Origin of the sequence: Kosakonia sp. CCTCC M2018092, assembly GCF_003864115.1 — a bacterium.
Classification (GTDB): domain Bacteria; phylum Pseudomonadota; class Gammaproteobacteria; order Enterobacterales; family Enterobacteriaceae; genus Kosakonia; species Kosakonia cowanii.
On the sequence record NZ_CP034225.1, the window covers coordinates 2639530 to 2662217 of the forward strand.

The 22688-nt window shown below is 57.1% G+C and carries 14 protein-coding genes and 2 tRNA genes; 7 read left to right on the forward strand and 9 right to left on the reverse strand.

The window, feature by feature from the left end; all coding sequences use genetic code 11:
* Positions 1-105 precede the first annotated feature (105 nt).
* Complete coding sequence (gene punC / locus EH164_RS12610; RefSeq protein ID WP_124968463.1) at positions 106-1302, forward strand: purine nucleoside transporter PunC; 1197 nt, start codon at positions 106-108, stop codon at positions 1300-1302.
* Between the two features lie 297 nt (positions 1303-1599).
* Positions 1600-2748: a cyclopropane fatty acyl phospholipid synthase gene (gene cfa / locus EH164_RS12615; RefSeq protein ID WP_124968464.1), complete on the forward strand. Its 1149-nt coding sequence runs from the start codon at positions 1600-1602 to the stop codon at positions 2746-2748.
* Positions 2749-2816: 68 nt separating this feature from the next.
* Here cfa and EH164_RS12620 read toward each other — a convergent pair whose 3' ends face one another.
* A complete protein-coding gene (locus tag EH164_RS12620; protein WP_023481404.1) occupies positions 2817-3455 on the reverse strand; it encodes a riboflavin synthase in 639 nt (212 codons plus the stop codon).
* A 268-nt stretch (positions 3456-3723) separates the two neighbouring features.
* Between EH164_RS12620 and mdtK the strand changes: the two genes are divergently transcribed.
* The 3 genes from mdtK to EH164_RS12635 all read left to right on the forward strand — a co-directional run bounded on the left by mdtK (position 3724) and on the right by EH164_RS12635 (position 5413).
* A complete protein-coding gene (gene mdtK / locus EH164_RS12625; protein WP_124968465.1) occupies positions 3724-5097 on the forward strand; it encodes an MdtK family multidrug efflux MATE transporter in 1374 nt (457 codons plus the stop codon).
* A gap of 150 nt (positions 5098-5247) precedes the next feature.
* A tRNA-Val gene (locus tag EH164_RS12630) sits at positions 5248-5324 on the forward strand.
* Between the two features lie 12 nt (positions 5325-5336).
* Positions 5337-5413, forward strand: a tRNA-Val gene (locus tag EH164_RS12635).
* 163 nt (positions 5414-5576) lie between these two features.
* Here EH164_RS12635 and EH164_RS12640 read toward each other — a convergent pair.
* Positions 5577-12107 (reverse strand): AIDA repeat-containing protein, encoded by a 6531-nt coding sequence (locus EH164_RS12640; RefSeq protein WP_124968466.1) that lies wholly within the window; start codon positions 12105-12107, stop codon positions 5577-5579.
* A gap of 31 nt (positions 12108-12138) precedes the next feature.
* On the reverse strand, positions 12139-13395 hold the full coding sequence (locus tag EH164_RS12645; protein ID WP_124968467.1) for an autotransporter strand-loop-strand O-heptosyltransferase: 1257 nt from the start codon (positions 13393-13395) through the stop codon (positions 12139-12141).
* Between the two features lie 1011 nt (positions 13396-14406).
* Here EH164_RS12645 and pykF point away from each other — a divergent pair.
* A complete protein-coding gene (gene pykF, locus EH164_RS12650) occupies positions 14407-15819 on the forward strand; it encodes a pyruvate kinase PykF (protein WP_054802861.1) in 1413 nt (470 codons plus the stop codon).
* A gap of 312 nt (positions 15820-16131) precedes the next feature.
* Positions 16132-16368, forward strand: a complete 237-nt coding sequence (locus tag EH164_RS12655; protein ID WP_006118977.1) for a major outer membrane lipoprotein — start codon at positions 16132-16134, stop codon at positions 16366-16368.
* A 67-nt stretch (positions 16369-16435) separates the two neighbouring features.
* On the opposite strand, the gene EH164_RS12660 is transcribed toward EH164_RS12655, so the two are convergent.
* From EH164_RS12660 to sufB, 6 genes are all read right to left on the reverse strand, one after another.
* Positions 16436-17446, reverse strand: coding sequence for a L,D-transpeptidase family protein (locus EH164_RS12660; RefSeq protein WP_124968468.1), 1011 nt, complete (start codon positions 17444-17446; stop codon positions 16436-16438).
* Between the two features lie 98 nt (positions 17447-17544).
* Positions 17545-17961: a cysteine desulfuration protein SufE gene (gene sufE / locus EH164_RS12665; protein ID WP_124968469.1), complete on the reverse strand. Its 417-nt coding sequence runs from the start codon at positions 17959-17961 to the stop codon at positions 17545-17547.
* 12 nt (positions 17962-17973) lie between these two features.
* A complete protein-coding gene (gene sufS, locus EH164_RS12670; RefSeq protein WP_124968470.1) occupies positions 17974-19194 on the reverse strand; it encodes a cysteine desulfurase SufS in 1221 nt (406 codons plus the stop codon).
* Positions 19191-20462, reverse strand: a complete 1272-nt coding sequence (gene sufD / locus EH164_RS12675) for a Fe-S cluster assembly protein SufD (protein WP_124968471.1) — start codon at positions 20460-20462, stop codon at positions 19191-19193. Before sufD ends, sufS begins: the two co-directional genes overlap by 4 nt.
* On the reverse strand, positions 20437-21183 hold the full coding sequence (sufC, locus tag EH164_RS12680; protein WP_023481658.1) for a Fe-S cluster assembly ATPase SufC: 747 nt from the start codon (positions 21181-21183) through the stop codon (positions 20437-20439). The genes sufD and sufC overlap by 26 nt, the downstream gene beginning before the upstream one ends.
* A 17-nt stretch (positions 21184-21200) precedes the next feature.
* Positions 21201-22685: a Fe-S cluster assembly protein SufB gene (gene sufB / locus EH164_RS12685; protein ID WP_023481479.1), complete on the reverse strand. Its 1485-nt coding sequence runs from the start codon at positions 22683-22685 to the stop codon at positions 21201-21203.
* Positions 22686-22688 lie beyond the last annotated feature (3 nt).

The window sequence follows — 22688 nt, forward strand, 5'->3', positions numbered from 1 at the left end:
CTGCAAAATTTTTGAAACCAATGTGCAAATATTAGCGTTTCACAACCAGGAAAGCACTCCTTACACTTCCCCACCCTGATTACCTGCAATTAAAGAGAAATGAGAATGCAACCTGGCAAAGGATTTATAGTCTGGCTCGCGGGCTTAAGCGTGCTGGGCTTTTTAGCCACCGACATGTATCTGCCCGCTTTCAGCGCGATTCAGCAAGATTTAAACACCTCCCCCGCCGTGATCAGCGCCTCGCTGAGTCTGTTCCTGGCCGGGTTCGCGGTGGCGCAGCTGCTGTGGGGGCCGCTGTCGGATCGCTATGGTCGCAAACCGATTCTGCTGATTGGGCTGTCGATTTTCGCCCTGGGCTGTCTTGGCACCCTCTGGGTGCGCGACGCCACCTGGCTGCTGGTGCTGCGTTTCGTGCAGGCCGTCGGCGTCTGTGCCGCTACCGTTAGCTGGCAGGCGCTGGTGACGGATCACTATCCGGCGCACCGCGTTAACCGTATTTTCGCCACCATTATGCCGCTGGTCGGCTTCACACCGGCGCTGGCCCCGCTGCTCGGTGCCTGGCTGCTGGCCCATATTGAATGGCAGGCAATTTTCGCCACCCTGCTGGCCATCACCGTGGTGTTGATGATCCCGGCTTTCCGCCTCAAATCGCCGGTAAAAAAAGTGGCGCACGACCAGCAGGCGCTCACCTTCCTCGATCTGCTGCGCGCCCGTGATTATCGCGGCAACGTAATGATCTACGCTGCCTGCTCCGCCAGCTTCTTTGCCTGGCTAACCGGTTCGCCGTTTATCCTGCACGAAATGGGCTATGGCCCGTCGGTGATTGGCCTGAGCTATGTGCCGCAGACCTTCGCCTTCCTGATTGGTGGTTACGGCTGTCGCGCCGCGCTGCAAAAATGGCAGGGATCGCGCATGTTACCGTGGTTACTGAGTGGCTACGCCCTGAGCGTACTGGCGACCTGGGCAGTCGGCTTTATTCCCGGCGTCTCGCTGACCGCGCTGATGATCCCCTTCTGCCTGATGGCGGTGGCGAACGGGGCTATTTACCCTATCGTGGTTGCGCGGGCATTGCGTCCCTTCCCGCAGGCGACAGGGCGCGCAGCGGCGTTGCAGAATACCCTGCAACTGGGGCTCTGCTTCCTGGCAAGCCTTGTCGTCTCGTGGCTGATCGTTACCCCACTGCTGACCACCACCAGCGTAATGCTCGCCATGGTGCTGCTCGCCGCGCTCGGTTATGGCATTCAGCATCGTGCAGGCGAAGAGCAGGATGAGGTGCGTGAGCCCTCCTCCGCGCGCGGGTAGTTGCCGGGGGGACTGTCGCTGATGGCGTAATTAGCACGCTATTAGCGACAAGTTGAATCACCTGATATTGAGGCCTATACTGATTTTCGGCTATCTCATAAATACGATAAATATTATGCAGTAACGGGCACCGGAGCGTGCTCGTTTCCCCAAGGAGGGCCTTTTCTGGCAAGGGTCTCTCCCTTCCTCTGTTCTACGTCTGATATCAGCCTCACGGTGCAAACCGTGAGATCTCTCACAAATTCTGCCAGCGTCTACGCTTGTAGAGTTCTGATCGCTATTCGTGATGGAGAAGGTATGAGTTCATCGTGTATAGAAGAAGTGAGCGTGCGGGATGACAACTGGTTCCGTATAGCAAACGAACTGCTGGGCCGCGCAGGCATTCATATTAATGGTCCCGCCCCCGCAGATATTCAGGTGAAAAATCCTGATTTTTTTAAACGCGTTTTACAGGAGGGATCGCTCGGACTCGGCGAAAGTTATATGGACGGCTGGTGGGAGTGCGAACGGCTGGACATCTTCTTTACCCAGGTACTGCGCGCCGGCCTGGAAAAACAGCTTCCACACCATCTCAAAGATACCCTGCGCATTGCCGCCGCCCGGCTCTTCAACCTGCAAAGTAAAAAGCGGGCGTGGATTGTCGGCAAAGAGCACTACGATCTCGGCAACGATCTCTTTACCCGCATGCTCGACCCCGCAATGCAGTACTCCTGCGGTTACTGGAAAGAGGCGACTACCCTTGCCGAGGCGCAGCAGGCAAAATTGCGGCTTATTTGTGAAAAATTGCAGTTAACGCCCGGCATGCGCGTGCTGGATATCGGCTGCGGCTGGGGCGGCCTGGCGCAATTTATGGCACAGCACTATGGTGTCCGCGTGGTCGGCGTCACTATTTCGGCAGAGCAGCAGAAAATGGCGCAACAGCGCTGCGCCGGGCTGGATGTGGAGATTCTGTTGCAGGATTATCGCGATCTGCGCGATCAGTTTGACCGCATCGTCTCCGTCGGCATGTTTGAACACGTCGGGCCAAAAAACTACGCCACCTACTTTGATGTGGTGGACAGAAACCTGAAGCCGGACGGTCTCTTTTTACTCCACACCATCGGCTCCAGACAGACCGACAACAATGTTGATCCGTGGATCAACCGCTATATCTTCCCGAACGGCTGCCTGCCCTCGGTGCGCCACATCGCTACCGCCAGTGAGCCGCACTTTGTGATGGAGGACTGGCACAACTTCGGCGCTGATTATGACCGCACGCTGATGGCCTGGTATGGGCGCTTTCTCGCCGCGTGGCCGGAGATCGCCGACAACTACTCCGAACGTTTTAAACGCATGTTCAGCTACTATCTGAATGCCTGCGCCGGGGCGTTTCGCGCCCGCGATATTCAGCTCTGGCAGGTGGTGTTTAGCCGCGGCATCGAAAAAGGGCTGCGCGTCGCGCGTTAATGCCATGTTTGACTAACAAAAAAGCCGCAACGGGGACGCTGCGGCTTTTTGTTCTCTGCGACGTCGGATTATTCGACGACATTCACTACGACAGCGGCCTCTTTTGCCGCCAGCACGCGCTCGACGGTGTCGACGACGGCCTGGGTTTGCGGATCGATCTCAATATTGACGCGCTGGCCCAGTTTTTTGGCACTCAGGGTGGTGCGTTGCAGCGTTTCCGGGATCAGATGCACGCAAAAACGCGTGGCGGTCACTTCGCCGACCGTCAGGCTGATGCCGTCGATGCCGATAAACCCTTTATAGAGGATGTATTTCATCAGCGTCGGATCCTGCACCTTAAACCAGATCTGGCGGTTATTTTCCGAGGCGAGGATTTTGACGATTTCCGCGGTCGACATAATATGGCCCGACATTAAATGCCCGCCGATCTCATCGCTGAATTTCGCCGCGCGCTCAACGTTGACGATATCCCCGACTTCGAGCTCGCCAAGGTTGGTAATACGCAGCGTCTCTTTCATCAAATCGAAGCTGATATGGCTACCGTTGATCTCGGTGACGGTCAGGCAGCAGCCGTTATGCGCAATGGACGCCCCGGTTTCAATTCCGTCCAGCATCGTTTCAGGCAGCTCAACAACGTGGGTGCGAAAATTCGGTTTTTCGTCAATCGACACCACTTTTGCCGTGCCCTGTACAATACCCGTAAACATAATCATCACTCCTGTTTCATTCTTACGGCATTACCGTGTGCTTCACGCACAATAACAGGTGAAAAATCCCCTTGCCAGCCTGAAGCCCGCTTTGCGGCGAAAGATAATTTTGATTTATGGATAACGTGGCAAAAAGGGGCGTTAACAGGTACTATTTGAGCAGATGTCGCACTTATCGCAGTGCGGCATTTTTTGTCGCACAAGGATATAACTCCTTTCTCTTAAGTATTTCCATTCTCTTTTATAACAACAATATATAGGTGTTAGTGTGCAGAAGTATGTAACAGAGGCGCGTCAATTACTGGCACTTGCCCTGCCGGTGATTTTTGCGCAGGTTGCCCAGACGGCGATGGGCTTCGTCGATACCGTGATGGCCGGGGGCTATAGCGCCACGGATATGGCCGCGGTCGCTATCGGTACCTCTATCTGGTTCCCCGCGATTCTGTTTGGTCACGGCCTGCTGCTGGCGATGACGCCGGTTATTGCGCAGCTGAATGGTTCCGGACGTCGCGATCGCATTGCCCATCAGGTGAGCCAGGGGTTTTGGCTGGCGGGTGCCGTTTCAGTACTGATTATGATTGTGCTGTGGAACGCCGGGCATATTATTCGCACCATGCATAACATCGACCCGCTGATGGCCGATAAAGCGGTCCACTTTTTACGTGCGCTGATGTGGGGCGCGCCGGGTTACCTCTTCTTCCAGGTGTTGCGCAACCAGTGCGAAGGGCTGGCGCGCACCAAACCCGGGATGGTGATGGGCTTTATCGGCCTGCTGGTCAATATTCCGGTTAACTACGCCTTTATCTATGGCCGTTTCGGCATGCCGGAACTGGGCGGCGTCGGCTGCGGCGTGGCGACCGCGTCGGTCTACTGGGTGATGTTTATCTTTATGCGCCTCTACGTGAAGCACGCCGGTGCCATGCGCGACATTAAACATGCTGCCCGCTTCGCACGGCCCGATATGGAGGTGCTGAAACGGCTGACCCAGCTTGGCTTGCCGATTGCGCTGGCGCTCTTCTTCGAAGTGACCCTGTTCGCCGTGGTCGCGCTGCTGGTCTCGCCTCTCGGCATTGTCGATGTTGCCGGGCACCAGATTGCGCTTAACTTCAGTTCACTGATGTTTGTGTTGCCGATGTCGCTGGCGGCGGCGGTCACCATTCGCGTCGGCTTTCGCCTCGGCCAGGGCTCGACGATTGATGCCAAAACCTCGGCGCGTACCGGGTTGATGGTCGGCGTTTGTATGGCGGCTATTACCGCGGTGTTTACGGTGCTGATGCGCGAGCAGATCGCCCTGCTCTATAACGACAACCCGGAAGTGGTGGCGCTGGCGTCGCATCTGATGATGCTGGCGGCAATCTATCAGATCTCTGATTCGATTCAGGTCATCGGTAGCGGCATCCTGCGTGGGTATAAAGATACGCGCTCGATCTTCTTTATTACCTTTATCGCCTACTGGGTGCTGGGGCTGCCGACTGGCTATATTCTGGCGCTGACGGATCTGGTGGTCGCACCAATGGGTCCGGCAGGTTTCTGGATGGGCTTTATTATTGGCCTCACCTCGGCGGCGGTAATGATGATGCTGCGCATGCGTCATTTGCAGCGTCAGCCTTCGAGCCGTATTTTGCAGCGCGCGGCACGCTAAACCGCTGTAGCCGCCTGCGGGCGGCTACTTTCAGCGCGTTTTGCTCAGTTGTTCCGCAATCGAGTGAATTCAGTAAGAAATCTGCCATTTTCCGCTTGCCACATCTGCGGCCTGCCGCTAATATTCGTCCCCGTTGTCAACCACAACATTGCGTTCATAGCTCAGTTGGTTAGAGCACCACCTTGACATGGTGGGGGTCGTTGGTTCGAGTCCAATTGAACGCACCATCCTTCTTCAGTGCGTCCGTAGCTCAGTTGGTTAGAGCACCACCTTGACATGGTGGGGGTCGGTGGTTCGAGTCCACTCGGACGCACCATTCGTTGTTACTCTCTGTTTTATCCCCTTTATTTCATCTCAGCTTCAGCATCACCCGCACGCCTTCTGCGCGTTACCGGTCGTGATAAAAATTTTCCTACAGAAATAAGAGATAAAAAAAGCCGCACCTTGCGGCGCGGCTTTTCATACTACTGCAAGGCTTATCAGAAGCCGACTTTCAGCGTGATTTGACCGCCGTAGCCGCCGGTTCCCGCGTCATCGATGCTGCGGGTATAGCCCGCGCGCACCCCGAGGGTCACGTTATCGCGGATCTGGCCGTCGATGCCGATATCCAGCGCTGCCGCGGTGCCATCCTGATCCGGATTGAACGACGTTTCGCTGCCAGCCACACCCGGCGCGCTGACGTTCAGCGTACCCTTCGAGTCGAAGGTCTGAATAAAGGATGGACGGATAAACCAGCTTACCGGTACCGGTTTGCCACTCTCTTTCAGCGTCGCGTTGTTGCCAAGACGCAGACCGGCACGCACCTGCTGGCTGTGACCATCACCGAACTGAACGTCGGCCACATCATCACTGCCATCTTTCAGGTTCACGCCGCGATACTGGTACTGCACCTGCGGTTCCAGCACCAGGCCGCTGCCAATCTCAAACGGCAGACCGGTTTCGAAGGAGCCAACGTAGCCCCAGCCGTGGGTTTTCAGGCCGTCGCCGTCGCGCGGATTGGTGTCGAAGTTGTGGCGAGTACCCTGTGCCACTACGTCCATCCACCAGCCGCTCTCATGCACGCCATTGAGGTAGAGACCGCCGCTGTAAGCGTCATCGCGAACCGTACCGGCTTTTGACTTGTTGTTACGCTGCACGTCGATGGCAGAGAGGCCTGCCGCGCCGTAGATCCCAGCGGTCCACTCCATGCCCGAGCCTGAACCCTGCCACAGATCGCTACCGATCTGCAGGAAGGTGTAGCCGCCTTTGCTTTCCGGCGTGTTGCCGTTGCTCAGGTCACTGCCGCCGTGATCGTGGCTCAGCTGACCGGCCTGAAAACGGGCCCACATATTGCTGCCGCCTTCAGTTGGGGTACGCGCCGCATAGCGACGGGCATCCAGCGAGCCGAGCAGCGCACTGTCATAGTCCATCGCCTGAGCGTAGACGGAGCTGTAGAGGTACATCGCCGAACGGTAGTTCTGCGGGCCGTCTGCGTTACCGCCTGCTTCAGCGGTGGTCAGATACCAGCTCTCGTCGGCGCTGCCCTGTTGCAGGGTGTAGTTATACGCACCCGCCTGCAGGCTGCCGTCAAGACGGAACGCATCATCGGTAGTGGTCGCGCCGTTAATGGCGTTCACCACCTGAATGCCGTTACCGGCGGTACGCGCCCCGAGGCCGCCCTGGCTGCGAATGGCGATATTGGTGTTACCGGTGGCGGTACCGCCATCCAGTACCAGGCTGTCACTCACTGCGGTGTTGCCAGCAAACAGGGTATTGAGGGTGATGGTGCCGCCATTGCCCACCAGGTTAGTGACGGTCAGGGTTTTCGGTACAAATGCCCCGGTCGGTGCCTGGTAATCAATAGTGCCGCCCAGCGTCAGGTTATCGAGCAGGGAGCTGTCGGTCATGAGCCAGTTGGAACCCGCATCGACGGTCAGGTCGGTCGGGTCAATCATCCCGGTCAGCGTCGAGCCATTGGTAAGTTGCAACGAGGTTCCGGCCTGGGCGATGATATCGGTCACCGCATCCAGCCCGCTGAATACCAGCGCACCGCTCTGCAGGAAGGTGCCGCCCGCCTGATTAAGCGCCCCGCTCAGGGTCAGGGTGTTGTTACCCTCTTTATAGAGCGTACCGTTGCCGTTGATCGCCGCGTTAACGGTGCTGGCGCTGTTCTCAGTGGTAATACGCAGTTCGCCGTCGTTGTTCACATTACCGGCCAGCGTACCGCCATCATTGACTTTGGTAACCCCGGTCAGCATGCCGCCCTCGGCAACACTCAGCGTACCGTTCTCGCTGACCACGGTGTTGTTGGCGCTACCGTCTGCGGCAACCGCCAGCAGACCGCCGCTTTCCAGCAGCAGGCTATCGGCGATCTTATTGGCAATGGAGAAGCTGCCGTTAGCGTTGGTGCCGTTAAGGGTGGTGTCGGTGCCCGCCATCAGCGCTGCACCGCTGTTGAGATTGATATTGGTGACCGTGGCGCCATCTTCCAGCGCCAGCATGCCGCCGCGTTCAATGGCCGTCAGATCCGCCACGCCCCCGGCGCGAACGAACTGTGCCCCGCCTTTGCTGACGGTGGTGGCGATAGCCTTGCCGCCGAAAGTGACGCTCTGAGCGCCGTTTTCGCTGACGGTGGAAGATGCGACAGTGCCGCCCTGGTTAACCACCTGATCGCCCACCACTTTGTTGTCGATGACGATCGCGCCGTCATTGACATTCTGGATCCCGCCTTCGCGGATGATGGTGGAGATCACCGTCCCGCCGCTGTTGACGTTCTGCGTACCACCACCGTTAATGGTAGTGTTGCTGGCGGTGCCGCCGGTCAGCACGTTCTGGATCCCGCCGACGTTGATAACAGCAAAATCAGATGAACCACCGCTGTAGATATTCTGCGTGCCGCGCTCGTAGAGCGTGGTGCGTGTCGCCGTACCGCCGCGGTAGACGTTCTGTACGCCGTTCGAGGAGAGATCGGTATCCACCGCGCTGCCGCGCACGTTCTGCTGGCTGTCGTTACCCAACGAGGTGTTGACCGCGGTTCCCCCGGCGGCGATATTCTGCACCGCAAAGTTATCCATCAGGTTATTTTCCGCACGGCCACCGCTGTAGATATTCTGGATGCCGTGACGGTTGCGGGTATCGGTGACCACGGCGCCGTCGTAAATCCCCTGTACCGCATCGTCGTTCAGCACGGTTGAGGTAGCTGAACCGCCGCTGTAGATACGCTGTTCTGCACGGGTGATTTCTGAACCGGTAGTGGTGCCGAATACCTCCTGGATACCGCCATCAATGACGATAGAGACTTCGGCGTTGGCATTTTTGTTGATTATCTGACGCCCGCCGTTTTTCACGATGCTGACAATCGACGTGCCGTCAACGACCTGCAGGCCTCCATCAACAAAGGTGAAGTCGGTGACGCCGCCAGCCGCAACGTTTTGTCTGCCACCCTCAGAGATAGTGCCGCCGTAGGTATAACCGCCATTATTAACGTTCTGCACGCCGCCCTTCTCAATACGCGCTTCGAAAGCCTGGCCACCGCTGCCGATATTCTGCGTCCCGCCCAGCACGCGCGCAGCGAAGGATTTCGCGCCGTTATTGACGTGCTGCTCACCGCCGTTGAGCACGGTGGAGATTGCCACCGCCGCGTTGCTGAGGATCTGCTTGCCGCCCGCGTTAATTACGCTCTGGCGCGACCAGCCGTACGGGTCAACGATCTGCTGCCCGCCGTTATTGATCACCGCATCGAACGACTGGCCGTCGACGCGCTGTACACCGCCGCTGTTCACCAGCGTGCCGCGAGCCTGGCCGCCTTTGGTGACCAGCTGCACACCGCCGTCGCTGATGCTGGTGCCGGAAGCCGTACCCTGAACCAGCTGCGTACCGCCGCCAAACACCGTGCCGTCAGAGGCTGCGCCACCGGCTGAAATATGCTGCACGCCGCCGTTTTTGACGATTGAACCGGCAGCGAGGCCGCCGTTGTTGACGATCTGCTGACCGCCATCGTTAACGACTGACGAGATGGCGGTGCCATCTACGCTCTGCACGCCGCCGTTGTTAATGTGGGTATCAGTGGTTTTACCGCTCGTCTGCACGATCTGCTGACCGCCATCGCTCAGGCTGGTGCCGGACGCCGTGCCCGCAACCACCTGTTTGCCGCCGCCAAATACCGTACCGTCGGATGCCGCGCCGCCAACATTGATATGCTGCAGACCGCCGCTGTGCACGGTTGTGCCTGCCGCCAGACCGCCCCGGTTCACCAGCTGCGTACCGCCGTCGCGCACGACCGATGAGGTAGCGTTACCGTCGACGCTCTGCACACCGCCATTGTTGATTTGGGTATTGGTGGTTTTACCGCTCGCCTGCACGATCTGCTGACCGCCATCGCTGACGCTGGTACCGGAAGCCGTACCTGCCACCAGCTGTTTGCCGCCGCCGAAGATCGTGCCGTCAGAGGCCGCGCCGCCGACATTAATGTGTTGCAGGCCACCGCTGTTAACGATTGAGCCCGCAGCAAGCCCGCCGCTGTTAACCAGCTGCACGCCGCCGTTGTTGACCACGGCTGAGGTCGCCGAACCGTCAACGCGCTGCAAACCGCCGCTGTTGATAAGCGATCCCGTTGCGATGCCGCCCACCTGCACGTGCTGAATGCCGCCGTCGCCGATGACCGTATCACCCGCCAGACCGGCAACCTGCTGCGTTCCGCCCAGCAGGGTGGTTTTTGACGCCGCACCGTTGGCCCGCACAATCTGCACGCCATCTTTATCAACGCGGGTATCGTTCGCGTGAGCGCCGCTGCGGATCAGCTGTTTGCCGCCGCTGTAGACGGTGGTGCCGTTCGCCGTGCCGTCAACATCCTGGAAACCGCCGTCATAGATTTTGCTGTCGGTGGTTTTGCCGGTCACATGAACTTGCTGCACGCCGCCTGCATCGACACGGGTGTTGGAAGCTGTCCCTTCAACAACCTGGGTACCGCCAAACAGCAGCGCATCCGACGCTGCACCGCCTTCGTTGATATGTTGCAGACCGCCGCTGTTCACTTGCGAACCGCTGGCCAGCGCGCCGGAGTGGATCAGCTGTACGCCGCCGTCGTTGACCACGGCAGCAATTGCCGCGCCGTCTACCGCCTGGGTGCCGCCGCTATTGATGATGGTATCGGTAGCTTTACCGGTGGCCTGCACCAGCTGATGACCGCCGTTATTGATGCTGGTCCCGGATGCCGTCCCGGCGACAACCTGCTTGCCGCCGCCAAACACCGTGGTGTCGGACGCCGCTCCGCCTTCATTAATGTGCTGCAGCCCGCCGCTGTTAACGGTCGCGCTCTTCGCCAGACCGCCGCGGTTCACCAACTGGGTGCCGCCGTCATAGATAACCGAGGAGGTGGCCGTGCCATCCACGCGTTGCAGGCCGCCGTCGTTGATAAGCGATCCGGTCGCGCTGCCGCCCACCTGCACGTGCTGTACGCCGCCCGCACCGATAATGGTGTCTGCCGCCACGCCCGCCAGTTGCTGAATACCGCCCAGCAGCGTGGTGGCAACGGTTGAACCGCCCGCAAGCACGCTCTGGATGCCGCCGGTGTTGATCACCGCGCTGGTCGCGCTGCCGCCGCTGCGCACTTTTTGCAGGCCGCCGTCGTTCACCTCTGCCGAGAGCGAAACGCCGTCAACATCCTGTTCACCGCCCGCGTTAACAATCGCGTCTTTGCTCATGCCGCTGGCGTGGATCTGCTGCAAACCGCGGTTATTGATGACGGTACCGGAGGTCATGCCTTCCACCAGTTGGGTGCCGCCGAGCAGAGTGGCGTCGGATGCCGCACCGCCTACGCTGATATGCTGTAGCCCGCCGGTGTTGACCACGCCGCCAGTCGCCAGACCGCCGCGGTTAACCAGCTGCGTACCGCCCGCGTTGACCACGGAGTCGATCGCCTGGCCGTCAACGGTCTGGGTGCCGCGATTGTTGATGATGGTCCCGGTGGATTTACCGGTTGCCTGGACTAACTGCGCACCGCCGTCGCTGACGCTGGTGCCGGATGCGGTTCCCGAGAGAACCTGGGTGCCGCCGCCGAATACAACGCCGTCGGAGGCTGCGCCGCCCTGTTTGATATGCTGGATGCCGCCGCTGTTGACGGTGGTGCCCGCTGCCAGCCCGCCGCTATGCACCAGTTGGGTACCGCCGCCGTTGACCACCGCAGAGATCGCGGTGCCGTCGACGGTCTGGGTACCACGATTATTGACGATGGTGCCGATGGCTTTACCGGTTTGCTGAACCAGCTGCGCGCCGCCGTCGTTGAGGTGGGCGCCGGATACCGTACCGGCAACAATTTGATTACCGCCGCCAAAGATAGCGGTATCGGCGGCGGAACCCCCGACGTTAACGTGCTGGATGCCGCCGCTGTTTACCGTCGCATCCTGGGAAAAACCGCCGTTGTTGATAAGCTGCGTGCCGCCAGCGTTGACCACGCCCTCGACCGATTTGCCGCTAACGGCCTGTACGCCGCCGTTGTTAATCACTGTCTGGCTAGCCAGCCCGCTTTGCAGCACGGTTTGCACGCCGCCTGCACCAACCACGGTACCGCTCGCCTTACCGGAGACCGCCTGCGTGCCGCCGCTGTTAAGCTGCGAGCCGGTTGCCGTGCCGTCCACTTCCACAATCTGTACACCGTTAGTAACAACGGTCCCGGTGGTCTGGCCGTTCTGGCGCACAATCTGCGAACCGCCATCCTGCACGCGGGTGTCAACGGTCTGACCGCCCGCCACGATCTGGGTGCCACGGGTGCCGATAGTATGGTTAGTGGTTAACCCACCGGTGCGCACATTCTGTACGCCCTCCTGCACTACCTCATCCCGCACCGAATCAGTGACATCGGGGGTGAATGCCATTGCCCCGCTGCTGGCGAACAGACCGCCTACCGCCGCCGAGATCAATACCGCGCCGCCTGCGCGCTTGCCTTTTGCCCGTGTCAGTTCGGAAACCACCACGAACGCCCGCTGAACGTCATTCCACACCAGCCGGTAACTGCAGTTAAGACTTTTCTTCATTTCAATGTCCTCGAAACCCGTCTCTCATCCGCTATGCGGCGTGTTGATCGGGGTCTGCCAATGCTGTTGTTTTGATGCCAAAGGGATTGCTTCGCAGGGCCATCAGCCGGCGTAAATGGCCGATGACCTGCTTGCCAGTGATAAATCGTGTGCATTCGTACTGCCGGTCCGTGCCTTTGTGGCGCGGACACCAGAAATAGTCCTGATGATCGAAATTGAGCCGCACGTCATCCCAGCAGCCGTTGCAGACATGGGTGTTGATGACGCGCCAGGGGGTATAAAACTCGCTGTTGGGCAGGCTGAAACCGCTGATCAGCACCACCGGGATATGGCAGCCCCAGGCAAGCCAGGAGAGGCCGCTGCCGAGGCCGATAAAAAAGTCGGCGTGCTCCAGCAGCGCCACGCGTTCAGCCAGCGGCAGATTGCCGGTGAAATCTTCCGCGCCGTGGGGGATTTTGTTCCAGACGTAACCGCGGCCGACCACGCGCTCTTTGTCGATGCAGAGCACGCGGTAGCCCTGGGCTTTCAGATAGTCGATGACCTCATGCCAGCCGGTGCCGTTGTTCCAGAATTTGGCCTGGCTGGTGGACTGGGTGGCGATGCAGACATAGGGCTCAGCGATGCGGCGCGGCGTATGCTGGCGCAGATCGGGAATGATTTCGCTCGGATCGACGCCGAGAATATGCCCGGCGGTGCGGTGCAGGCCGACAGAGCGGAAATCAAAGGGCTGCTTGTCGAGATCGCCATTAAAAAAGAGTCCGACGCGCCAGCTGGCGTAGGGTGGCGTGCTCTCGCCCGGCCCGGCCAACCAGCTTTCCGGGGTGTAGAAATTGAGCTGCGGATAGACCGGCGAGAAGAGATCGGCGATCGGCTGCGCCAGGGTGCAGTCAACACCGCACTGGAAGGTCTGACGGAAGCGTTCAGCGTAAGGCACCCAGCCGACCAGGTCGCCAAGTGTGCCGCTGGGGAAAGAGATCAGTACCCTTTTGCCGCGCATATCCAGCGCATGATCCAGCACGGGCTCCGACTGCACCCCGTCCCAGACCCGCAGACGAAACGGCACATAATATTTTTTCGTACTGATGACCCACCCCTGCCCGACATTGTCAGCAAAGAGGATATTTCCCGTTTCGTCATCGCTTATTTCTACCCGCCAGTTACCGGCCGGCAACAATAAACGGGCACCGTCATTAAAATCATACAGGATACCCATTGGCCCCTGCTGGGTCGGAATTTCTGGCGGTGAAATAAAAGCATATTCATGACCAACAACTGTGGAAGTCGTCATCGCCTAACCTTCATCAAGAGTCATCGCATTAAATAGGGCTGGCGGTAAATAACGAGCAGGCACCAGCCGACCTCCGGGAGTCATTCCCCGGAACGAATGTTTTTATAAATTTTTTGGGTCTCATTAAGAGTCGCTTAAGAGTAGTTACGCCGTGCTTTATTGCAAATTATCTCAAAAAGTTAAGATCTATATATTTCAATGATTTAGATTTTTGGCTTTGTTACGCTCCGTTACAAGAAACTAACTAAAACAAAAAGTTAGCCACGCTTAAATGCAAGCATTTTAGGATTTTCCTTAATCTAAATTTCGTGCAAAAACGTGATATTGATTCGGAAATATAAAATATATTTCTGCGATATTGATGACGTAATGAACGATATATCCGCCTGGTCAAAGGTCAATGTGATTAAAAAATTAGCTATCGTGGTAATTAATTAGAGTGCAAGCAGTTTATCTTTTATTTATTTAATCCCCCTGCGTGTACAGTTAGTCAACCGAAATATAGAGAACTTTCTTATTGCTAATTCTTTTGAGTAAAAGAGTGGCTCGAGAAATAAGCACTTGCGCAGGTGTACAATATTGTTGCCGCAAAATGCGGTCATTCTCACACTACTGTTAGCTTTGTGTTGGGTAGCCGAGGGAACGCATACGGTAGTGCAACGGTTGCGCAATTATGTGATAACGGTTGCATAACGAAACGATGCTGCTCATCAATTCGCATTTTGAAACAGCGTTTTTAATTCCTTTCTGTCACTGTGGACGCTATAATGCCGCAATCCTAATTTGAATGGATTCAGCTGATTGAACTGTAAAGCAGATAACTCACATCAATGTTTTCCCAGACTGGCTGAACCTCAGGCACACATTCCTCTGCACGCTTTTTTGATGTCACCTATCCTTAGTCTGTGGCATCGCTCTTTTCGCAACACAGGTTTGACTCCGGCGCCGTGCGCATCCCGGAGCGTGAATTCCCATTCCTTCTCAACCCAAACTTAAAGACCAGAAACTGTCATGAAAAAGACCAAAATTGTATGCACCATCGGGCCGAAAACCGAATCCGAAGAGATGTTGACCAAAATGCTGGACGCAGGCATGAACGTCATGCGTCTGAACTTCTCTCACGGTGACTATGCTGAGCACGGCCAGCGCATCCAGAACCTGCGCAACGTGATGAGCAAAACCGGTAAGAAAGCGGCCATCCTGCTGGACACCAAAGGTCCGGAAATCCGTACCATCAAACTGGAAGGCGGTAACGACGTTTCGCTGAAAGCGGGTCAGACTTTCACCTTCACCACCGACAAATCCGTTGTTGGCAATAGCGACACCGTTGCCGTGACCTATGAAGGCTTCACCAACGATCTGAGCGTCGGCGATACCGTGCTGGTCGACGATGGTCTGATCGGGATGGAAGTGACCGCCATCGAAGGGAATAAAGTTGTTTGTAAAGTGCTGAACAACGGCGATCTCGGCGAAAACAAAGGCGTGAACCTGCCGGGCGTCTCCATCGCCCTGCCGGCGCTGGCAGAAAAAGATAAGCAGGATCTGATCTTCGGCTGCGAGCAAGGCGTCGATTTCGTTGCTGCTTCCTTTATCCGTAAGCGTTCTGACGTGGTTGAAATCCGTGAGCACCTGAAAGCGCACGGCGGCGAAAACATCCAGATCATCTCCAAAATTGAAAACCAGGAAGGCCTGAACAACTTCGACGAGATCCTTGAAGCGTCGGACGGCATCATGGTTGCCCGTGGCGACCTGGGCGTTGAGATCCCGGTTGAAGAGGTGATCTTCGCGCAGAAGATGATGATCGAAAAATGTATTCGCGCACGTAAAGTGGTGATCACCGCTACCCAGATGCTCGATTCCATGATCAAAAACCCGCGTCCGACCCGCGCTGAAGCTGGCGACGTGGCGAACGCCATCCTCGACGGCACCGATGCCGTGATGCTCTCTGGCGAATCTGCAAAAGGGAAATACCCGCTGGAGTCCGTCTCCATCATGGCAACCATCTGCGAGCGTACTGACCGCGTGATGACCAGCCGTCTGGACTACAACAACGACAGCCGCAAACTGCGTATTACCGAAGCTGTCTGCCGTGGCGCAGTGGAAACCGCTGAGAAGCTGGAAGCGCCGCTGATCGTTGTGGCAACTCAGGGCGGTAAATCTGCGCGCGCTGTGCGTAAATACTTCCCGGATGCGACTATCCTGGCGCTGACCACCAATGAAGTGACTGCGCGTCAGCTGGTGCTGAGCAAAGGTGTTGTTGCCCAACTGGTGAAAGAGATCTCCTCTACGGATGATTTCTACCGTCTGGGTAAAGAAGTGGCGCTGGAAAGCGGTCTGGCAAGCAAAGGCGACGTGGTAGTGATGGTCTCCGGCGCGCTGGTTCCGAGCGGCACCACCAACACTGCATCTGTCCACGTACTGTAATAATTACCGGACTTTTTGGCAGATTAAAAAAGCGTCCTTGCGGCGCTTTTTTTTAAATATTTTTGCTTGCGGATGGAATTAAAAATTTCAATCGGATTTTGCTATTTAAATCGCCCTTTATCTAAGATGAATCCGATGAGAATCCGCTGTTTTAATAGGCGTTTTTAGCAAGTTAAATCAAAGTCGGTGCTTCTTTGAGCGAACGATCAAATTTAAGTGCATTCTCATCAAAAAAATATTCTCAACATAAAAAACTTTGTGTAATACTTGTAACGCTACATGGAGATTAACTCAATCTAGAGGGTATTAATAATGAATCGTACTAAACTGGTACTGGGCGCGGTAATCCTGGGTTCTACTCTGCTGGCTGGTTGCTCCAGCAACGCTAAAATCGATCAGCTGTCTTCTGACGTTCAGACTCTGAACGCTAAAGTTGACCAGCTGAGCAACGACGTGAACGCAGTGCGTTCTGACGTTCAGGCTGCTAAAGACGACGCAGCTCGCGCTAACCAGCGTCTGGACAACCAGGCTCACTCTTACCGTAAGTAAGAGTACCTGTAATGAAAATGGCGCACATTGTGCGCCATTTTTTTTGCCTTCCTTCTATCCCTCAAACCTACTGCATCACCACTTCGCTCTGCCCTTCAACGCTGGCTGTCGGCTTAATGCTGTTCTGTACCGACAATACCGCGGTTGACGCAGAGGTGGCTTTCCCGCCCGCAATCACTACCGGATAACCGGCACGGCGCGAGAGCGCTTTCTCAATCATCGAATGGTCGCCGCCAGACTGCTTAATCAACGCGCCCAGCGCCGGTGAGAAGACGATAGGCTGCGTCTGCGTGTCCTGTTCAACGGTCTGCGCCAGTGGGCGATGCACTTCAATGTAGTGCTTACCATCAGGCTCGACGGCATACTTCACCGGTTCATTGATGATAGCTACCCGCGTACCCGCAGCGACCTGCGCAAACAGCGCTTCAATATCGGGCGCGTTCATGCGGATACAGCCGGAGCTAACGCGTAAGCCGACGCTGTCCTGTGCATTGGTGCCGTGAATCAGATACTCGCCATTGCCAATCCCCAGACGCATGGCAAAGCGTCCCAGCGGGTTATTTGGCCCGGCGGGCACCACTTTCGGCAACTCTACGCCACGCTCCAGCGAGCGCGCACGGATGCCAGCAGTCGGCGTCCAGGTCGGGTTAGGGATTTTCTGACTGATGCGGGTTACCGACACCGGCGTTTCCAGCCCCTGCTGGCCAATGCCAATCGGGTAGACCTGCACGCTATTTTTACCCGGAGGGTAGAAGTAGAGCCGCAGCTCCGCGAGGTTGACGACAATCCCCTCCCTGGGTGTATCCGGCAGCAGCATTTGTGTTGGGATCGTCACCGTCGTGCCCGGTGCAGGAACTGGCGCGATGGTGTTATTCGCCTCAAGGATCAGCATTGCCGCCGTATCAAAATGGCGGGCGATGGCCTGCAGGTTTTTATCGCTGGCCTGTACGGTGTAGGTCTGGTTCTGGCCAATCAGGCGACCGCCGTTCGCAGGCAGGCTGTATTCCGCCGCATGGGCCAGCTGAAGTGTGCTTAGTGCACCAAAAAGGGAAAGAAAAAGTAAAGACGCGCGTTTCATGCTGTGTTTCCTGTAATCACTGACAGGCTGTCAGAAAGCTGAAGAATCAGCGAGGCGGCAAACGCCCCGCGTAAACAGGATAGAAGGGTCTTTTGAGTTTAGCTAAGATTGGCAGCTTTGGTACGGATGGCGCGGATCATCGCTTCCAGCCCCTGCGAGCGGGAGGGGGTTAAGTGCTGCGTCAGGGCAAGTTTTTCAAACCACGGGCGGACATCGAAGGCCACGATGTCCTGCGGGGTCATCTGCTGATAGAGGGCAAAAACAATGGCGATAAGCCCTTTGACGATGGCGGCATCGCTGTCGCCGGTCAGCTCAATCACGCCCTCTGCATTACGCTGCATCACAATCCACACCTGGCTCTGACAGCCCTGAATAAGATTGTCTGCGTTATGCGCTTCAGCGCTCAGCGCCGGTAAGCGCTGGCCCAGTTCAATGATGTAGAGGTACTTCTCTTCCCAGTTGGCGCAACGGTTAAAGTTGCGCACCAGCTTCTCTTTATCGGGTAGTGCGGCCATGTGTGCTCCCTGTTAGCCCAGTAACTGATGAATACGTTTCAGGCCGGTAACCAGACGATCCACCTCTTCATGCGTGTTGTACATCGCAAACGACGCACGACACATTGCCGGGACATTATAGAAGGCCATCAGCGGCATCGCACAGTGGTGGCCGGTACGCACCGCAATACCGTAATTATCCAGGAAGCTGCCCACGTCATAGGCGTGATGTTTGCCGAGATTAAAGGCAATCACCCCTTTTCTGTCGGCCGGGCCGTAGAGCGTCAGATCCGGCACCTCGCGCAGCGCATCGAGGGCGTAGCGCATCAGCGTCTGCTCATACTCGCCAATCGCGTTCAGACCAAGGCGCGTGACGTATTCCATCGCCGCGCCAAAGCCCATGATGCTGCCGGTATTCGGCGTACCGGCCTCGAAGCGCCACGGCGCTTTCGCATATGTTGTGCCTTCCGTCAGGCTGACGGTGGCGATCATCGCCCCGCCCCCTTCCCACGGCGGCATCGCCTGCAAAATATCCTCTTTGGCGTAGAGCACGCCAATGCCGGTCGGGCCGTAGAGTTTATGGGCGGAGAAGACGTAGAAGTCGTAATCGAGCGCCTGCACATCAATCGAATGGTGCATTACCGCCTGCGCACCGTCCACCAGCACCTTCGCGCCGTGCTGATGCGCCAGCGCGATGATCTCAGCAACCGGGTTTTCCGTACCCAGCACGTTAGAGATATGGGTAATCGCCAGCAGTCTGGTGCGCGCATCCAGCAGGCCGGGTAACGCCTCAAGTTGCAGGGTGCCATCCTGGTTCAGCGGGATGACGCGTAGCTCGGCGCCAACCCGCTCACAGAGCATCTGCCACGGCACGATATTGGCATGGTGCTCCATGGCGCTAATGATGATGTTATCGCCCGCGGTTACCTGGCTGTTGCCCCAGCTATTGGCAACAAGGTTGATCCCTTCGGTGGTGCCGCGCACAAACACGATTTCTTCCGGCAGACGCGCGTTCAGGAAGCTTGCCGCCTGCACCCGCACATTTTCCATCCGCTGCGTTGCTTCCGCGCTGAGCGTATGGATGCCGCGATGCACCGCGGCATAGCCGTGGCGGAAGAACTCCGCTTCGGCATCGATTACCGCATTCGGTTTTTGCGCGCTGGCGGCGCTGTCGAGATATGCCAGCGGGAGTCCGTTTACTTCACGTTGCAGTACCGGAAAATCGGCACGTACCTCGTTCACGGGAAAACTCATGCTTCGCCCCCTGCAAGACGCTGGCTGATACGCGCCAGAATCTGCTGTTTTAGCGCCTCGTCGCTGATGGCTTCGGTCAGCTCAGCGGCAAAGGCATGGATGATCATCTGCTGCGCTGCGTTCTCATCAATGCCGCGCGAGCGCAGGTAAAACATCTGCTCATCGTCGATGCGTCCAATGGTTGCACCGTGGCTACATTTCACGTCATCGGCATAAATTTCCAGCTGCGGTTTGGTATCCACTTCCGAAAGACGACCGAGCAGCAGGTTGTTGTTGGTCATTTGACCGTCGGTCTTAATGGCGTGTTGCGCCACCTTGATCAGACCGTTGAACACCGCTCGCCCCTTGCCGCTGACAATGGTTTTATGCAGCTGGCGGCTGTTGCAGTAGCCCTTATTGTGCTCAAGCCAGGTGCGGGTGTCGCACACTTCGCTCTTCACCGGCATCGCCAGGCTGTTGATATTCAGCTGCGTGTTTTCACCGTTCAGTTGGGTACTGGTGTTATGTCGCAACACCGCGCCGCCGAGCAGGAAGCTGTGGCTGTCGGCTGCGCCATCGTCGCCGAGCACAATATCGTTATGGGCAAAGTGGTAGCTGAGCGGGTTCTCGAAAGCCAGCTTGACATGGTGCAGCCGCGCATTGGCGCCGACCTGCATGGTGAAGCGCGAGCCGGTAAAATGGCGCGCGTCGTTGAGGCTGACATAGTGTTCATAAACCGTCGCTTCTGCGCCCTGCGCCAGTTCGATATGGTGGCGATAGTGCGCCGTGTTCATCTCTTCCCCGGCCAGCCCTTGCGTAACGTGCATCAGCAGCAGCGGCTTTTCAGGGCGCTGGTTGCGCGCGACCTCAATACGGGTGACGTTCTGCGCCAGGCTTTCGGTAAGGTGTAAAAAGACCTCCGGCTGCACCGGCGCTGGCAGGTTTTCGGCCGCTTCGCTTACCGTCACCGCAAACCCGGAGCCGGTGACGTCGTCGCTTAATTCTGCGCTGAACAGGCCGTCAACGAAGACCAGACGCAGCGCATCAACCGGCAGCGCCAGCGCATCACGCTGCGCGGCGTCGAGGGTTGCGTTGCTGGCGACAAACTGGCTGTTCAACAGGCCATCCAGCGGCGTATATTTCCAGTTCTCATGTTTACGCGTCGGCAGGCCGAGACGCAGCATCTGTTGCAGGTGCTGCTCAGCCGTGGCGGAGTGCGCGCCTCTCTTTGTTTCAAACAGATGGTGCCACTGTTGCAGCGCGTTACTGCTGTTCTGTAAGCCAGCCATAGCCCTGCTCCTCCAGTTGCTTAACCAGCGTGAAATCGCCTGATTTCACGATGCGCCCCTGATACAGCACATGCACAAAGTCCGGTTTGATGTAGTCGAGAATGCGCTGGTAGTGGGTGACGATAATAAAGGCGCGCTTCTCATCGCGCAGCGCGTTCACCCCTTCAGCAACGATCTTCAGCGCATCGATATCAAGCCCTGAGTCGGTTTCATCAAGAATGCAAAGTTCCGGCTCCAGCACCGCCATCTGCAGAATGTCGTTACGCTTCTTCTCACCGCCGGAGAAGCCAACGTTAACCGAGCGGGTCAGCAGATCTTCCGGCATCTTCAGCAGTTTGATCTTCTCTTCCATCAAATCCTGAAAATCGAAGCGATCCAGCGCCTCTTCGCCGCGATACTTACGCACCGCGTTGAGCGCCGTTTGCAGGAAGAACTGGTTGCTGACGCCCGGGATCTCGACCGGATACTGGAAGGCCATAAAGACGCCTTCGCCCGCGCGATCTTCCGGGGAGAGTTCCAGCAGATCTTTGCCGTTAAACTCCACGCTACCGCCGGTCACTTCGTAATCTTCACGCCCGGCGAGGGTCGCGGAGAGCGTACTTTTCCCGGAACCGTTCGGGCCCATAATGGCGTGCACTTCGCCCGGACGCACCTCAAGGCTCAGGCCGCGCAGAATCGACTTATCTTCAACACCAACCTGCAAATCTTTGATACTTAACATTTATTATCCTTTAATTCTTAACCGACGCTGTGTTCAAGGCTGATGGCCAGCAGTTTTTGCGCTTCGACGGCAAATTCCAGCGGCAGCTCGGAGAAGACATCTTTACAGAAGCCGTTAACAATCATTGAGATGGCGTCATCTTCGCTGATGCCGCGCTGCAAGCAGTAAAAGAGCTGATCTTCACCGATACGCGAGGTGGTCGCTTCGTGCTCCAGCTGCGCGCTGTTGTTGCGGCACTCGACATAGGGGAAGGTGTGCGCGCCGCTATCGGGGCCAATCAGCATCGAGTCACACTGGGTGAAGTTTCGCGCGTTGGTCGCCGTCGGCATGATTTTCACCAGCCCGCGGTAGCTGTTCTGGCTGTGTCCGGCCGAGATGCCTTTGGAGATGATCGTCGATTTGGTGTTCTTACCGATGTGGATCATCTTGGTGCCGGTGTCCGCCTGCTGATGCCCGCTGGTCAGTGCCACCGAGAAGAACTCGCCAATCGAGTTGTCGCCGCGCAGGATACAGCTCGGGTACTTCCAGGTGATCGCCGAACCGGTTTCTGACTGGGTCCACGACATTTTGCTGTTCTCACCTTCGCACAGCGCACGCTTGGTAACGAAGTTGAGGATGCCGCCGGTGTTGTTATCGCCCGGGAACCAGTTTTGCACCGTCGAGTATTTCACTTCCGCATCTTTGTGGATGATCACTTCCACCACCGCCGCATGCAGCTGGTAGCTGTCGCGCACCGGTGCAGAGCAACCTTCGATATAGCTGACGTAGCTGCCTTCATCTGCCACCAGAATGGTGCGCTCGAACTGGCCGGTCTTCTCCGCGTTGATGCGGAAATAGGTCGACAGCTCCATCGGGCAGCGCACCCCTTTCGGGATGTAGATAAAGGTGCCGTCAGAAGCGACAGCCGCATTCAGCGCGGCGAAGAAGTTATCGTTTGAAGGCACCACGGTGCCGAGGTACTTCTGCACCAGTTCGGGGTGATCGTGGATCGCCTCACCGAAGGAGCAGAAGATAATCCCCTGCTCGGAGAGCTTTTCACGATAGGTGGTGGCAACCGACACCGAGTCAAAAATGGCGTCAACCGCCACCTCTTTGCCTTCACGTACCGGCACGCCGAGCTGGTTAAAGGCCTCTTCGACCTCTTCGGTCAGCCAGGTATTGCCATTCGTTTGCTGTACCGCGCCGGGCTGCGAGGCGCAGGCGTCGTCGCAGTTGCCGCAGGAAGGAGCGGAGTAGTAGCTGTAATCCTGGTAGTTAAGCTTGTCGTAATGGGCTTTTAACCAGTGCGGCTCTTCCATCTCCAGCCAGGCGTGAAAAGCGTTCAGGCGAAACTCCAGCATCCACTCAGGCTCATTACGTTTCGCCGAAATGGCGCGCACGACCTCTTCGTTGATGCCTTTCGCCAGCTCATCCGTATTCAGCCGGGTGAAAAAGCCCTCTTTATAATTGATATTACCGGTCCAGGTTTTGACATCGTCAGTTGCTTCAGTATTACGAGACATAGT

Coding starts and splice junctions, on each gene's coding strand:
- punC (WP_124968463.1), top strand. CDS start 106: ATGCAACCTGGCAAAGGATTTATAGTCTGGCTCGCGGGCTTAAGCGTG.
- cfa (WP_124968464.1), top strand. CDS start 1,600: ATGAGTTCATCGTGTATAGAAGAAGTGAGCGTGCGGGATGACAACTGG.
- EH164_RS12620 (WP_023481404.1), bottom strand. CDS start 3,455: ATGTTTACGGGTATTGTACAGGGCACGGCAAAAGTGGTGTCGATTGAC.
- EH164_RS12640 (WP_124968466.1), bottom strand. CDS start 12,107: ATGAAGAAAAGTCTTAACTGCAGTTACCGGCTGGTGTGGAATGACGTT.
- EH164_RS12645 (WP_124968467.1), bottom strand. CDS start 13,395: ATGACGACTTCCACAGTTGTTGGTCATGAATATGCTTTTATTTCACCG.
- pykF (WP_054802861.1), top strand. CDS start 14,407: ATGAAAAAGACCAAAATTGTATGCACCATCGGGCCGAAAACCGAATCC.
- EH164_RS12655 (WP_006118977.1), top strand. CDS start 16,132: ATGAATCGTACTAAACTGGTACTGGGCGCGGTAATCCTGGGTTCTACT.
- EH164_RS12660 (WP_124968468.1), bottom strand. CDS start 17,446: ATGAAACGCGCGTCTTTACTTTTTCTTTCCCTTTTTGGTGCACTAAGC.
- sufE (WP_124968469.1), bottom strand. CDS start 17,961: ATGGCCGCACTACCCGATAAAGAGAAGCTGGTGCGCAACTTTAACCGT.
- sufS (WP_124968470.1), bottom strand. CDS start 19,194: ATGAGTTTTCCCGTGAACGAGGTACGTGCCGATTTTCCGGTACTGCAA.
- sufD (WP_124968471.1), bottom strand. CDS start 20,462: ATGGCTGGCTTACAGAACAGCAGTAACGCGCTGCAACAGTGGCACCAT.
- sufC (WP_023481658.1), bottom strand. CDS start 21,183: ATGTTAAGTATCAAAGATTTGCAGGTTGGTGTTGAAGATAAGTCGATT.
- sufB (WP_023481479.1), bottom strand. CDS start 22,685: ATGTCTCGTAATACTGAAGCAACTGACGATGTCAAAACCTGGACCGGT.